General features: G+C 37.2%; 12 protein-coding genes and 1 tRNA gene. 4 read left to right on the top strand and 9 right to left on the bottom strand.

Annotated elements, in window-relative coordinates:
• Positions 1-7 precede the first annotated feature (7 nt).
• The 8 genes from speA to MNY28_RS02395 form a co-directional block, all read right to left on the bottom strand.
• On the bottom strand, positions 8-1837 hold the full coding sequence (speA, locus tag MNY28_RS02430) for a biosynthetic arginine decarboxylase (protein WP_346388798.1): 1830 nt from the start codon (positions 1835-1837) through the stop codon (positions 8-10).
• A 15-nt stretch (positions 1838-1852) separates the two neighbouring features.
• Complete coding sequence (locus MNY28_RS02425) at positions 1853-3580, bottom strand: FMN-binding glutamate synthase family protein (protein ID WP_151900252.1); 1728 nt, start codon at positions 3578-3580, stop codon at positions 1853-1855.
• Positions 3581-4795, bottom strand: coding sequence for a histidine--tRNA ligase (gene hisS / locus MNY28_RS02420; RefSeq protein ID WP_151900253.1), 1215 nt, complete (start codon positions 4793-4795; stop codon positions 3581-3583).
• A gap of 6 nt (positions 4796-4801) precedes the next feature.
• Positions 4802-5395 (bottom strand): dTMP kinase, encoded by a 594-nt coding sequence (gene tmk / locus MNY28_RS02415; RefSeq protein WP_151900254.1) that lies wholly within the window; start codon positions 5393-5395, stop codon positions 4802-4804.
• Positions 5395-5877, bottom strand: coding sequence for a pantetheine-phosphate adenylyltransferase (gene coaD / locus MNY28_RS02410; RefSeq protein WP_230973320.1), 483 nt, complete (start codon positions 5875-5877; stop codon positions 5395-5397). The genes tmk and coaD overlap by 1 nt, the downstream gene beginning before the upstream one ends.
• The gene (locus tag MNY28_RS02405) at positions 5864-6406 is read right to left on the bottom strand and encodes a UbiX family flavin prenyltransferase (RefSeq protein WP_346388797.1); all 543 of its coding nucleotides are present in this window, start codon (positions 6404-6406) and stop codon (positions 5864-5866) included. The genes coaD and MNY28_RS02405 overlap by 14 nt, the downstream gene beginning before the upstream one ends.
• Positions 6403-7179: a flagellar basal body P-ring formation chaperone FlgA gene (gene flgA / locus MNY28_RS02400; protein ID WP_346388796.1), complete on the bottom strand. Its 777-nt coding sequence runs from the start codon at positions 7177-7179 to the stop codon at positions 6403-6405. Before flgA ends, MNY28_RS02405 begins: the two co-directional genes overlap by 4 nt.
• Before the next feature lie 137 nt (positions 7180-7316).
• Positions 7317-7400: transfer RNA gene (locus MNY28_RS02395), tRNA-Leu, on the bottom strand.
• Positions 7401-7549: 149 nt separating this feature from the next.
• Here MNY28_RS02395 and MNY28_RS02390 point away from each other — a divergent pair.
• The 4 genes from MNY28_RS02390 to acnB all read left to right on the top strand — a co-directional run bounded on the left by MNY28_RS02390 (position 7550) and on the right by acnB (position 14903).
• Positions 7550-9610 carry a flagellar biosynthesis protein FlgL gene (locus tag MNY28_RS02390; RefSeq protein ID WP_346388795.1) on the top strand — a complete coding sequence of 687 codons (2061 nt, stop codon included), beginning with the start codon at positions 7550-7552 and terminating at the stop codon, positions 9608-9610.
• 51 nt (positions 9611-9661) lie between these two features.
• Positions 9662-11836: a DNA translocase FtsK gene (locus tag MNY28_RS02385; protein ID WP_346388794.1), complete on the top strand. Its 2175-nt coding sequence runs from the start codon at positions 9662-9664 to the stop codon at positions 11834-11836.
• Between the two features lie 23 nt (positions 11837-11859).
• Complete coding sequence (locus tag MNY28_RS02380) at positions 11860-12228, top strand: DUF3820 family protein (RefSeq protein WP_346388793.1); 369 nt, start codon at positions 11860-11862, stop codon at positions 12226-12228.
• A gap of 125 nt (positions 12229-12353) precedes the next feature.
• Entirely contained in the window at positions 12354-14903 is a 2550-nt protein-coding gene (acnB, locus tag MNY28_RS02375) for a bifunctional aconitate hydratase 2/2-methylisocitrate dehydratase (protein WP_151900261.1), read from the top strand.
• A 139-nt stretch (positions 14904-15042) separates the two neighbouring features.
• Here acnB and lolA read toward each other — a convergent pair whose 3' ends face one another.
• The gene (lolA, locus tag MNY28_RS02370; RefSeq protein ID WP_346388792.1) at positions 15043-15558 is read right to left on the bottom strand and encodes a LolA-like outer membrane lipoprotein chaperone; all 516 of its coding nucleotides are present in this window, start codon (positions 15556-15558) and stop codon (positions 15043-15045) included.
• Positions 15559-15600: the final 42 nt, after the last annotated feature.

Genomic DNA, 15600 nt, shown 5'->3' with positions numbered 1-15600 from the left:
CTCATCCTTAATTTGTTGTTCTTAAATAGCCATTTTGATATAAAAATCTTTCTAGCTGTAGCAGTGTATCATTTTTTTCTTTTTCTGTAATAAAGCTGGCATTTGAGAGTTTGTTTTTAACTTGATTTAATATTTCATGTTTGTCATATCCTATTGATTCAAGTATCTCCAAAATACTTTTTGATTCTACTGCATTTGTTATATTGTATCCGGAGTCATTGATTGAAATTGTATATTCACTGGGGTGTGTAAAAAGATTATGGTTCATTCCCAGTGTCTCCTGATAGGCACCAATATTGAAAAAAGCTAAAAAATAATCTTCTTCATCAATATTAACATCATGGAGATATAAAGGTTTGTCCGGATCAAAGCCTATTTCTCCGTCACTGTCACAGGTAATATCCCAAAGAGAGGCTGCTCTGAGCGGGGTTGTGTTTAAATGATGAATGGGCATCACAGGAAAATGCTGTCCCAGTCCCCAGTAATCAGGCAGACTCTGAAAAACAGAAGCATTAATGAGATAGCGTTCCTGGAGCTTGATCTGGAGCTGTTCGAGTTCATTGGTCGGATTGGCTGATTTAAGATAGAGTGCTTTTTTTATAATATTATGCACCAGAATTTCTGCGTTTGAACGGTCTTGAAGATCAATATAGCCTAAATCAAAAAGCGTGAAAAGTGATTCCATATGATCAAGCGCATCATGAAGATATTCTATACAGTTGGCATTGTTAAGAAGTCTGTTCAATTCTATCAGTTCTTCAACCAAAGGCGGATTTGACTCTTTAAAATTTAAAAGTTTTTCCTGATAATCCTGAGTGAAAAGTTCTAAAACAGGTGTAATCAATACAGCATGTGAAGCAACTATAAAACGTCCTGATTCCGTAAATATATCCGGATGTGCAACATTTTTGCTGTCCATGATTTCACCAAGTAAAAAAACAACAGAACTTGAAAATTCATCTATTGAGTAGTTACGTGCATGTGATTTTTCATGTTGGTCATATTCTACAGCCAAACCGCCGCCGATGTTGATACTTGAAAGTGCATCAGCACCCATTTTTTTCAGTTCCGCATAGATATTTCCGGCTTCACGGAGTGCTTTTTTCAGCGGAGCAATGTCTGCTATCTGTGAGCCGATATGAAAATGAATCATTGTCAGTTTCTCAAGCAAATTCGCATCTTTGAGGAGTTTTATTGCCTCAATGATTTCTGTTGAAGTCAGTCCGAATTTTGCATCCATTCCGCCGCTTTTTGCCCATATGCCGCTGCCTGCACTGTGCAGCCTGACACGTATGCCGATATTTGGAACTTTTAAATTGGATTTGGAAGCTACATCAATAATGGTTTCAAGTTCATTGAGCCCTTCTATGGTGATGGTGATATTTTGACCACTGTGTGCTGCTATAAATCCCAGCGTAAGCATCTCTTCGTCTTTGAAGCCGTTGACAGTAATGTTGGCTCCGTCAAGCACTTTGCTCATTGCCAAAATAAGTTCAGCCTTGCTTCCGGCTTCAAGTCCGTAGTTGTACTTTGCACCCTGTGATGTAATTGCCTCAACAGCTGCCGGAAACTGGTTTACTTTGAGCGGAAAAACAGCTTTAAACTTTCCTTTATAGCTGTTTTCTTCAATAGCTTTTTCAAAATAGTTGTAGAGTGTTTTAATCTGTCTTTTGACCAAATGAGGAAATCGTAAAAGGAGAGGTCCTTTAACATCTTTTGCCCGTATATTGTTGACTATATCAAGCAGAGAAGGCATAGATTTGTAATTAAGTTTGATTTCACCGTCTTCTATAATAAAGTTTTTGTTTGCCCAGATATCAAGGCCGAAATTATTCATCATTTATCCTAAATTTTAAATTTTAAATTTTTGCTGAAAATATTTGTCAATATCAAAATATATTTCACCACTTCTGTTTTTATAGGTAAGGAGGCTTTTGTTTAAGTCTTTAATACTTTTTATACCCATTACTGCCATGACAGTCTTCATACTTTTAAGAAGATTTTTATGATAGTGTCCAATTTGTATGCCTTTTTTTATTACAAGATAGGAGGCTCTTTTTTTTGGATCCTGTGTTGCCATGCCGACCGGGCAGACATGTGTTCCAAAACCAGAACACATTTTTGCCCGGATACACCCGCCACTCATCATAAATGCGCGTGCAATGCCTACAGCATCAGCCCCCATACACAAGGTGATGACAGCATCATCGGGTGTTAGAATTTTTCCACTGGCAATGATTTTGACATCTTCTCTGATATTATATTTTTTTAAGAGCATATCCAGAATATAAAGTGAGTTGTTTGTTGTGAGGCCTACTGATTCCATTAGCTCAAGCGGAGCAGTTGCGCTGCCACCCTCACCGCTGTCCACTGTGATGAAATCTGGTATAAATTCACCATAATTTTTTCTTTTGGCAAGTTTTTGTACCAGTGTTTCTACAGAGGCTATGTCTGAAATGACTATTTTGAATCCAACCGGTTTTTCTGAGAGTCTTTGCAGTTTTTCAATAAAATTTAAAAGATCCTCTATTGTATCTGCATAAGGGAACCTGTTGGGAGAAATGATGTCTTTTCCCTCTTCAACACCACGGTAGTAGGCTATGTCCGCTGTTACTTTTGAACCTGCGAGTTTTCCGCCTGTCTGTTTTGCTCCCTGAGCTATTTTAATTTCAGTCATTTTGCAAAATTTCATTATTTTTTTATATTTTTCTTTATCAAAATTTCCGTTTTTGTCTCTGACACCATACAAACCAGAACTGATTTGAAAAATCATATCCGGCAGCTCCTTTGGAACTTCCCGCGGAAAATATTCTATGGCTGCTTCCCAGTTCACACGAAAAAGAAGGTGGCTGGAGGTATCATAAATATAGGTATTTTGGGTTTTTTCATTCAGTAAAATATCTCTGTACCATTTCAGCGCTACTTTTTTATTAAAGAAAAAATCTCCGATTTTAAAAGCAAGTTCTGCAAAAGGGGTACTTTTGACAACTTCAAGATATTTTGAATTGTTCGGATCTATTTTGAGGGTAAAAAGATGGTTGGAAGTAAGTGAACCTTCTCCTGTATTGATTGTCAGGTTGGAATCTCTTCCCGCTAAGCTAAAGGCTCTTACTGCTTCGGGAGACAGGGCACCGTCACTCATAGCAGAACGGATAATCGGTGTTTGCGATACAAAAGGGTATTTTCTGTTCTTTCCAAAAACTACCTGCATGTTTTGATCAACTTCCTCATCGTTTAAAACACTTGTAGCATGTTTTAAGATAAATCTTGATCCTGAAAAGGGCTGGCTTACGGAAAATGACTGGTAGTTTGGTTTGTTCTTGGCTGCTGTATACACCCAGTCAACCTTGTCTTTGGAGTCATAAAAAGATTCTTCTGCAAAATATTGACGCAGTGGTTCACGGAGGGCCTCAAAAAAATAACGAAATCTTCCTATAATCGGGTAGTTTACAAGAAGAGCATGCTGTCTTTGCACATATCTGTCGTATATGTAAAGAGCGATGACTGCTATTATGATGAGCACGGCAAAATATTCTACAAATTCGTCTAAAAAGTGCCATAAACCATGAACCCACTCCATCTAAAATTCTTTGAGCGGAATTGTCTTTTCAATTTTATTTTCTAAATCTTTAACCCAAATTGTTCCGTTGCTCATTTCATTTGTACCAATAACGCAGCAGTATTTTGCATTCATTTTATCCGCACTTTTGAGATGATTTTTGAGGTTTTTCGCCTTATAATCGCAAACTGCTTTGTCTGTAGCCCTTTTTTTATGCGTCAGCGTGATTATTGTATCGATGGCTTCTTCGTCCATAGCACCAAGATAATAGCCTTCTCTTAATTCCTGTGGCATTTGTATGAGTTCCAACAGTCTTTCAATACCCATCGCAAAACCTACAGCAGGGGTAGGGCGACCGTCTAAAAACTCTACAAGTCTGTCATATCTTCCACCACCGGCAATAGCACTTTGACTGCCTATATTGTCACTGACAAATTCAAAAGCGGTTTTGGAGTAGTAGTCAAGTCCTCGTACAAGATTCGTATCTACTTCATAGCTGATGTCATTTGCATCAAGTATTTTTTTCAGTTTTTCAAAGTCATTGTCACAGTTTTCGCACAGTGAATGTAAAAGTTTTGGAGCATTTTCGTACAAAGATTGACACTTTTCATTTTTACAGTCAAGAACACGGATGGGGTTCGTACTTTTTCTTCGTTTACAGTCTTCACAAATTTCATCTTCAATACTTTCTATAAAAGAGACAAGGGTGTCACGGTACTCAGGCATGCAGTTGTTGTCACCGAGTGAATTGATCTGTAGTCTATAGCCGATACCAAGTTCTTTGAGTATGTCACTGACCATCATGATCATATTTGCATCTTCATACACACTCTCAATACCGAAACTTTCAACTCCAAACTGATGAAACTCTCTCAAACGTCCTTTCTGTGGTCTTTCATAACGAAACATAGGACCATGATAAAAAAATCTGTGAATTCCGCCTGCTTTGTCTAATTTTTTTTGAATAAAAGCCCGTACAACACCGGCTGTTCCCTCAGGGCGCAGACATACATCATTGCCTCCCTTGTCCGTAAACTGGTACATCTCTTTACCGACAATGTCACTGCTCTCTCCGACACTGCGTTTAAAAAGTGCCGTCTCTTCTAAAAGTGGTGTTTCTATATAGTGAAAACCATATCTTCTGGCAATGTTTTGTGCCACATCCAAAAAATAAGTAAATCGTTTTGATTCGTTTTCATCAAGTATATCATTCATACCTCTTAGTGATTTAATCATAATTCTTTATCCTTTTAGCATTGTTTCATTTTTAATATTATCTAATATTTCTTTTGTAATTTCATCTCTGTTTTTTGTGGCATCAATTTCAATCAACGGCACACCCAGAAGAAGACTTGCTTCTTTGATACTCTCTTGAATCTTTAACAAATATTCACTGCCTCTGAGTTCAATGCCGTCAAGTTTTTTTTGCGAAAGTCTGTATTTGAGTTCCTGTTTTGTCAGACGCAGTAAAAAAATTGCCTGGGGATATATTTTTTTTGTTGCGAAATCATTCAAACTGATCAAATCTTTTTTACTGATACTTCCCTGGGTGAGTGCATAGGCGACACCACTTACAGCACTTCTGTCTGAAATAATCATTTTGTGCAGATTTGGTTCTATTACCTCTTTTATATGTTCTGCTCTGTCTGCAAGAAAAAGAAGAAACTCTGCTCTTTTGCTTTTTGTTTTTGCACTCAAAACAAGTCTGCGAATTTCTTGTCCTATAGCAGTTCCACCGGGTTCTTTTGTAATGACTGCATCAGGAAAGTACTTTTTCAGTGCTTCTATCTGTGTACTTTTCCCGGCTGTATCAATACCTTCTATTGCAATATACATCAGCGCAGACTCCCTATAACCTGCTGTACTTCTTTTGGTAAGAGGTGATCTGTTTTTCCGTTAAACTTTAAAAGATTCCTGACAATAGAAGAACTGATAAAAGCATGTTTGAGTTTTGGCATCAAATAGACCGTTTCTATGTTTTCATCAAGGGAGTTGTTGAGATAGCCGAGTTGCAACTCGTATTCAAAGTCACTTACAGCACGAAGCCCTCGTATAAGCACCCTTGCATCATGTTCGTGTGCCAGATCTATAGTAAGGTTGTTAAAACCTGTAACACGGACATCTTTGATGTCTTTGACGGCAATTTCGACCATTTTTATTCTTTGTTCGAGGCTAAACATGGGATTTTTGTCTTTTGACTGAGCAACAGCGACAATCACTTCATCAAATAAATTTTTTGCACGTTCGATAATATCAAAATGTCCATTTGTTATCGGATCAAATGTTCCCGGGTATAAAGCGATTTTACGACTCTTCAATTTGCCACCTTTTATATAAACTGTTTTCAATTTCCAGTAAATCAAACCATTTGCCAATGAGAAAATTTTCCATTTCATCAAGTGTCTGCTGCTTTGAATAATATGCCATAACAGGCGGCGCAATAATGATACCAAGGCTTGCAAGTTTATGCATATTCTCTAAATTAATGGCAGAAAAAGGCATCTCTCTCGGTGCTAAAATAAGCTTTTTCTGTTCTTTGATTACAACTGCAGCGCACCGTGTAATCAAGTTGTCCGAAATTCCACAGGCTATTTTTGCCAGTGTATTCATAGAACACGGTGCGATAATCATAGCATCAACCCCAAAAGAGCCTGATGCAACAGAGGCTGCAATGTTTTTATTATTATGGGCAGTGACATTACTCATTTCATGTACAAGTACTTTTTCTGAATTTTCTGTCATGATAAAATGTTTTTCAACAGATTTAGGAAGAAGCTGAATGATTTTCAGACCAAGGTTCACACCACTGGCCCCACTGCTTGCAACTACTATTTTTCTTTTTTTCATTGTACCTCTGCTTTGTTCTTTCCGGTTATAACAACTCTTATTTTTTTTCCATTTCTCTTTATAACACTGACAGTGTCTCCAAGTCTTCCGTTTTGAAGTGCTTTTGCAGAAAAATAGATATGTATTGCATTGTTGTTAAAATTAACACTGACACTCGAGCCGCGTTTGACTAAAAACAAACCGACAACATCTCTTTTTGTTATGATATTACCTGCTTTAATGTTGTGCTTACTTTGGTAGTGCTTTACATGTAAACCCTCTAAAGGCATCGCTTTGAATTTATCTAGTATTATACTCTTTTTTTGTGTATTTATATTGGTGAGTTCATTATCTTTTTTGATGTTTTTTCTGGCAAACAAAATGGAAACAGTGGCTAAAATTTTATATTTAAAAAATATTTTTTTATTATCATCTGTTTTTATATATAAAATGCCCTTGTTGGACAAGTGTGCTTTGGTGCTAAAATGAACAGTGTAGCGTTTTGGGAGTTCTTCCATATAATGTGTGGGAAAGAGCGTTATTGTAGATATTTTTATATTTTTATATTTTTCTCTATAGTGCTTTTTTATACTGTTTTTTATATACGTTGTATTGATAGGGCTTTTTTTTGTGAACTGTATGTAACTGTGTTTTGAAGTAAAGTTGTCAAAGCCGCTTTTGTGAAGTATTTTTAAAAGTTCTTTTTTTTGTATGCGTTTTGAATGTCTGTTTTTGTCTATATCAAAAAGTTTTCTGTCATTTTTTTTACTTACAGGTACAATATCTGAAAGCATAATAAAGTCATTTTTTATATAATAATTGCTTCGAAGAGTGTTGGCAGCGAAAATAGTTGAAAAAGAGATGAGTAGAAGAATTATTTTTAGAAATAACATAAGTATCTCTCATTTTGAGAACTAACAACTGTAAAAAGTGGTACCAGAGAGGGGATTTGAACCCCTAAGCCGTGAGGCGGCGGATTTTGAATCCGCTATGTATACCGTTCCATCACTCTGGCAAATCAGCTGTTGAAGTTGGAATGATAGTAGGAATTTACTTAAAAGTAAATAATATTTGGCCGATAATACCATTAAATGGAACTTTTATTGCTATACTTTGCCAATAATTGCCAGAAACCAAACAATATTTTGAAAACGGAGAGATATTATGCGTGTAACATCAAGTATGTATTACAACAGTCTGTATGCTACAAATAATTTAAAAATAAACAATGAACTTTTTGATGTAAATAAGCAGATTGCCTCAGGATTGAAAATTCAATATGCCAAAGATGATGTAAGAACATTTACAGAAACTATGCGGCTTGACAATGAGCTCGTTACAATAGGGCAGGTGAAAAAGAGTACAGAAAGCGGGTATAAAATTTCAAATCAGACAGATGTTGTTCTCAATGAGTTTGAAACTTCACTTGACAGAATGAAGACTCTGCTTATAAATGCCGCAAACGGCACACACAGCCCGGACTCTCTTGATGCCATAGCCGGAGAGCTTCGGGGTTTGGAAAAACATTTTAAAAACCTGGCAAACACTTCGATTAACGGGCAGTTTTTATTTTCTGGTTCTGCTGTCAATACAAAACCGATAGATGCAAACGGAATATATCAGGGGAATGATGCAGGAATGAACTCTGTGCTTGGTTCAAATTCCACACAAAAGTATAATCTCACCGGAACAGAACTTTTTTTAGGCGAAGAACAAAATACAAAAAGAGAAATCACAACAAATGTAATCAACAATGATTTGATTAACGGTGGAATAATTACTACAGACAGCAGTATTAGAGATTTGATGGGTGATATAGATGATGATACAACTACAGTCAACAAAAATTATTTTTATATCAGAGGGACCAGAAGTGACGGCACCGCCTTTAAAGTCAGAAAAGAGTTTGACGATACGGCAAAAGTAAGCGATTTACTGGATGAAATAGGCAAAGCATACGGAAACAACGGCAGTATAAATGTTGTTAATGTAAGTTTAAATGCAAATGGACAGATTGTTGTCCAAGACAAACAGAAAGGTTCAAGCAAACTGGATTTTCATATGGTGGGGGCGGTTGATTTTGATTTGACGACAGATGAAAACGGTGATACCCAAAACAATGATGCACTCGTAAATGATATAGATTTGCTGGATGTCGGTGAAAAAGATTATGCAAAAATAAAAGACGGAACTGCTACATCAAGCCTCTATGTCAAAGAGTTTATCCAGTCAGGTTTCATACCGGCTGCCGGTGCAGCCAGCAATATAGAAGGGATAGTGTATGACAGAACACAATTTTCCAAAAGCGGCGCAGAACTCACATCAAATGTCCCTCAGATTCTAAAAGAGACAAATGCCTTTGCCTCTCCATCTGCAAAAATTTCAGAAGTAGCTGATTTGTCTCAGGGAACACCCGGTACGCTTGATGCAACCGTATTGAATCTGGAAGGAAATGATATTAACGGTAATCCTTATACCGCAACAATAAATTTAGATTCCGCAGGTTCAACTTTTACAATTGGTGGAAATACTTATGATATTTTTAATATGCAGACTCCAAGAACAGCAACAGCTGCAGATAATGTAACCTATCAGCAACTGATGGATGTTGTCAATATGATTGTTACCAATAACCTACCTGCCGGAACTGCAGCAAATGACTATGATAATGCAATAATAGCTTCAAACACACAGGGAAACACTTCTTTAACCTATGACGGAAAGTTGAAATTCACTGACTTGACTGCTACTCAGACACAATCGACAATAGCACTTTATGATGCTAACAGTGATAATTTTACAGCAGATGCTTCTGTTATGACCTTTAATGCAAACAACGCTTTAACTATTGTTGATCCAAAAACAGATTTTTTTAAAAATCTTGATGAAGCCATTAGTGCTGTAGAAGATCATAAACTTTATCCGGACAGTTCCAGCGGAAATATGCGAAATCAAGGAATAGAAAATGCGCTTGCAGCAATAGACAAACTGCAGTCACATGTCTCCAGAAGCCATTCGGTTGTTGGTGCACAGTCAAATACCTTAAACACTTCACTCGAAAGAACAAGTCTGCTGGAAGTCAGTACAATGACCCTGCGCTCTGAAGTAATAGATACAGACATTGCAGAGGCCTCTTTGCGTTTGTCTCAACTTAACTTAAACTATCAGGCGATGCTCTCAACTGTGGGAAAAATTTCGCAATTAAGTCTGGTAAATTATTTATAGGATATACTTTTATATATTATTTATCCCTTCTTACTATAAAGGTTTTCTAGCTTGAAAGATACTCTGTTTATTATCATTTTTGGTGTATTAATTTATCTCGGTTTTTCAACTCTTTTTGGTCCAACTGGGCTTATGGGCAGTTATGGTGCTACTTTTTCTTCTTACAATCAGCTTTATTTTGGTTATATATCGTTTGTATATCTCTTTGTGCTGCTGTTTCCTTTGTATTTTCTGTATAAAGATACATCTTTTGGTTTTAGAAAGTTAGAACTGGGTGTTGCTTCTTTTTTGCTTTTATGCTCTTCTCTTATCGCACAGGCCCTGCTCATAACAAATGAATACAGAGGAAAATTCGGTGCAGATTTTGTAGACTTTTTATCTCCCTATATAGGTGTTTTCGGATTATGGGTATTTTGGTTTATTATTACGGCGGTTGCCATGGTGATTCTTTTTGATAAAAGCAGTTCGGAGATCTTACATGTAGTCATATCTTCACTCAAATCCAACAAACCGAAGAATGCAGCAACTTTTGTTGAAAAGGAACAGAGTGAGACCTTGCAACAAGATGAAATCATGCAAAAAGAAGAGAACAAAGAGACAGAGCATGTTGAACAAACCCAAGACGAAGAAATAGACAAACCGGCATATCTAAGAAAAGAAAAAAAGCATGTACCGGCAGAAGAAACAAGTGAGACAAAAAAAACTATTTTAGATATTGCCGCGGATGTAAAAGAGCATAAAAATACTGTTATCGTTGATGAGCTTGAAGAAAATGCAAAACTCCTGGCTAATATTGAAAAAGGGAAGGTAGAAAAACCCAAAAACTTTAAGCTGCCTTCTGTAGATTTTTTGCAAAAGCCGAATAAAACAACACATAATGTGGATGAAAAAGAGCTTGATGACAAGATACGCTATCTTATTGAAAAGCTGGCACATTTTAAAATTGACGGAGATGTTGTGCGTACCTATGCAGGTCCTGTAGTTTCTACCTTTGAGTTTAAACCGGCAGCCAATGTGAAAGTGAGTAAAATACTTAACCTCCAAGATGATTTGGCGATGGCGCTTTCAGCGGAGACTATTCGTATTCAGGCACCTATCCCGGGAAAAGATGTTGTAGGAATAGAGATTCCCAATGAAACAGTCGATACGATTTATCTGCGTGAGCTTTTAGATGACAAACTCTTTAAAGACTCGGCCTCACCACTTACTATAGCGCTTGGAAAAGACATTGTCGGCAAGCCTTTTATTACTGATTTAAAAAAGTTGCCGCATTTGCTTATAGCAGGTACAACAGGAAGCGGGAAAAGTGTCGGGATCAATGCTATGATACTCTCACTTTTATATAAAAATTCTCCTGATCAGCTGCGTCTTTTGATGATTGACCCGAAAATGCTTGAGTTTTCCATATATAATGATATCCCGCATCTGCTTACTCCTGTCATTACAAAGCCAAAACAGGCTATTGTCTCACTTAATAATATGGTCGGTGAAATGGAACGGCGTTACGAACTCATGGCTGAGAGTCGTACCAAAAATATTGAAAATTATAATGAAAAAGTAAAAAAGGAGGGTGGTGAACATTTCCCTTATATAGTGGTAATTATTGATGAATTGGCTGACTTGATGATGACAAGCGGCAAAGATGTTGAACTCTCCATTGCAAGACTTGCACAAAAATCACGTGCCTGTGGAATTCATCTTATCATCGCGACACAAAGACCGTCTGTAGATGTTGTTACGGGACTTATTAAAGCCAACCTGCCTTCACGCATATCCTACAGAGTAGGACAAAAGATTGATTCAAAAATCATTTTAGACCAAATGGGTGCAGAATCACTTCTGGGGCGTGGAGATATGCTCTTTACGCCTCCGGGTTCGCCGGCTTTGGTACGCCTGCATGCTCCGTGGGCTACAGAAGAAGAGATAGAGAAGATAGTAGATTTTATTAAAGCGCAGCGAGAACCAAATTATGACAAAAGCTTTTTGATAGAAGAGACGAATGCCGAAGGTGGTTCTGCTTCAGGCTCTAATGAAAGCTATGAAGAACTTGATCCTTTGTACGAAGAGGCGAAAAATGTAGTTTTAACTGACAGAAAAACATCTATTTCTTATCTGCAAAGAAAACTACAGATTGGATATAACCGTTCTGCAAGAGTGATAGAACAGCTTGAAAATGAAGGAGTTCTCTCTTCTCCAAATGCCAAGGGTGTCAGAGAGATATTGTAATGCCAAAACCGCATTTTATATTTATGAAACAAAAAGATTCTTTTTGTGTACATGTAAAGAATCTGGAAAAATTACGTGTTGAACAGATACAGGAAATAGAAGCATTTGTTGCGCAAAGAAAAGGGTACTTTGATTTTACTGCCTACACATTCAGTATTGGAAAAAAACTTGAATATCGGGAATTTGTAAAGCTTCTTGATATGTTACATGTAGAAGCTTTGGTTGAGGAAGCTGTTTGTGCTCCGCAAACCAGCGCCAGAATTTCTTTTGGGCAATACAAAGGAATGCTTTACAATGAACTGCCTGATTCTTATCTGTTATGGCTCAAAAACAACTATATGGGCAGTGACAGAGAAATCATCTGCACTGAAATTGCAAAACGCAGACTCTAGTGTTACTTTTCTATACAATAAAGTAATTTTACATAATATAGATGTATAGATTCGTAACACTGTCGATATGATTACTTTTCTTTTAGCTATAATGTCCCCAAATTAAATTTACAATAGGAAGTATTATGGGATTTAGAGAAGACTATAAAGCACATGTAGAAGAAAGAGCGGCACTTGGTGTCCCTCCATTACCTCTTACTGCTGAACAGACAGTAGAAGTTATCGAGTTTATTAAAACAGGTGAATATGTTGAAGAGATGCTGGATCTTTTAGAAAATCGTGTATCTCCGGGTGTAGATGATGCAGCCTATGTCAAAGCAGCATTTTTAAACGAATTGGCAAGTGAAGAACATCATGTGGCAGCTATTCCACCTGAAAAAGCTGTCCAAATGCTTGGTATGATGCTTGGCGGATACAATGTGAAACCATTAATTGATGCTTTAACGTCAAAAAATGTAAAAGTTGTTGCAGCAGCTATTGAAGCACTTTCCAGTACATTATTGGTATATGATGCGTTCAATGATGTTGAAGAGTTGCACAAAAAAGGTGTGACTGCAGCAACTCACGTTTTAAATGCATGGGCAGACGCTGACTGGTTTACAAAAAAACCTGAACTTCCTGAAAAATTAACTGTTACCGTATTTAAAGTTCCTGGTGAAACAAACACTGATGATTTGTCTCCTGCTTCTGAAGCATTTACACGTTCAGACATTCCTTTGCACGCAAACTCTATGCTTGCTGCAAAAATGGAAGATCCAATCGGAACTATTAACAGACTGAAAGAGCTTGGTCATCCTGTTGCTTATGTTGGTGATGTTGTAGGTACCGGTTCAAGCCGTAAATCAGGTATCAACTCTGTACAGTGGCACATGGGAGAGGATATTCCGGGTGTTCCAAACAAACGTACCGGCGGTGTAGTTCTTGGCGGAACAATCGCACCTATTTTCTTTGCAACAGCAGAAGACTCGGGAGCACTTCCAATCGAACTTGATGTTTCCCAAATGGAAACAGGTGATGTTATTGACATCTATCCGTATAAAGGTGAAGCACATAAAGACGGTAAATGCATCGCTACATTTACATTAAAACCAAATACTATTACTGATGAAGTACGTGCAGGCGGTCGTATTCCACTTATTATCGGTCGTGGGCTTACAAACAAAGCACGCAGTGTTTTAGGAAAAGCTCCGGCTGATATTTTCTTAACACCTGATCAGCCTGAAGATACTGGTAAAGGGTATACTTTAGCACAAAAAATGGTTGGTAAAGCATGTGGAATGGATGGTGTTCGTCCGGGTATGTATTGTGAGCCTGAAATGAGTACAGTCGGTTCTCAAGACACAACAGGTCCTATGACAAGAGATGAGATCAAAGAACTTGCTGCGCTTGGGTTCAATGCTGATTTGGTATTACAGACTTTCTGTCATACATCTGCGTATCCAAAACCGTCAGATATTAAGATGTTCCATACATTACCTGACTTTATTGCAAACCGTTCAGGTGTTGCTCTTCGTCCTGGTGACGGCATTATCCACTCATGGCTAAACAGAATGGTTCTTCCGGATACTGTAGGTACGGGTGCAGATTCACATACTCGTTTTCCTATCGGTATCTCTTTTCCAGGCGGTTCCGGAATCGTTGCATTTGCAGCAGTTACAGGTTCTATGCCTTTGACTATGCCAGAATCAGTTCTTGTAAAATTTAAAGGAAAAATGCAACCGGGAATCACATTACGTGACTTGGTTAATGCTATTCCTCATCAGGCTATAAAAGAAGGTCTTTTGACAGTTGAGAAAAAAGGAAAGAAAAATATTTTTGCCGGGCGTATTTTGGAAATTCAGGGCTTGCCTGATCTGAAAGCCGAACAGGCATTTGAGTTGTCAGATGCATCAGCAGAACGTTCTGCTGCAGCATGTACAGTTCAGTTAGACAAAGAACCAATTATTGAGTACTTAAAATCTAATATTACACTTTTAAATTCTATGATTGATGCAGGATATGAAGACCATCGTACATTGGCACGTCGTATTGTGAAAATGGAAGAGTGGTTGGAAAAACCTGAACTGATGAAAGCGGATGAAGATGCAGAATATGCGGCAGTACTTGAGATTGATTTGGATCAAATCACAGAGCCTATTTTGGCATGCCCGAATGATCCGGATGATGTTGCTACACTTTCAGAGATTTTAGCTGACCCTAAACGTCCGCATAAAATTGATGAAGTATTTGTCGGTTCATGTATGACAAATATCGGCCACTACCGTGCACTTGGTGAAGTATTAAAAGGCGAAGGTGCTGTTCCTACCCGTTTATGGGTTTGCCCTCCGACAAAAATGGATGAGAAACAACTTGTAGAAGATGGCTACTATGCAATCTTTGGTGCTGCAGGTGCAAGAACAGAAGTTCCGGGATGTTCATTATGTATGGGGAATCAGGCACGTGTATCAGATGGTGCAGTAGTGTTTTCAACATCAACACGTAACTTTGACAACCGTTTAGGAAAAGAAGCACAGGTTTATCTTGGTTCTGCTGAACTTGCAGCGGTATGTTCACTTCTTGGAAAAATTCCGACAAAAGAAGAGTACTTGGAGTTAACGAAAAAAATAGAAGGCAAAGAAGACGATATCTATAAATATCTAAACTTCAACCTAATCAAAGATTACAAGTTGAACTAAATTCACAGTGCAATAAATGGACTAAATCCATTTTTGCCAAGCTGAACTAAATTCACAGTGCAATAAATGGACTAAATCCATTTTTGCCAAGCTTAACTAGCTGTATGCAAAAACGGACTAAATCCGTTTTTGTTACATATTACTCACTGACTATATCATATTCATCCGGAATATCCGGTACATATTTATCTTGCGATATTTTTTTATTTACTTCTTGGTTTTTAAATACAATCTTTATATCATTTTCAAGTTCATCTTTGTATGAAATAGATTTAATGATGGAATTTTCTGTTTTTATGATGTATTCTTTATTCTGAAAATTCGCTAAATAACTCCCTTTTGCGATCTCTTTTGCATTGTGAATAATTTTAAAAAGATCAAAATCTCCATTAAGATGTTTAATGATGACCTGTTCTAACTCCGGTTCAATAACTACAATTTTATTTTGTAGAATATAAACACTTTTTTGCACAGGTTTTGTATACTGCCAAAGAGCATAACGAGGTTTAGAAGCTGTTACATGCCCCGTATATGTTATCTTCACACCTTTGTCATCTACTATTCTTTGTAAAAAATCTGCTTCAAAACTGTTTATATTTTTTATACTTGCATAGCCAGATGTTATCAACAATGCAGCTAAAATTATTCTTTTCATTTTTCTCCTTTAAAAAGAAATTATAGCAAATTATTCATTTAT

The sequence above is a fragment of the Sulfurimonas sp. NWX367 genome (genome assembly GCF_039667065.1).
GTDB classification, from domain to species: domain Bacteria; phylum Campylobacterota; class Campylobacteria; order Campylobacterales; family Sulfurimonadaceae; genus Sulfurimonas; species Sulfurimonas hydrogeniphila.
Note: the sequence above shows the minus strand (reverse complement) of the source record. Positions and strands in the feature narration are given on the sequence as shown.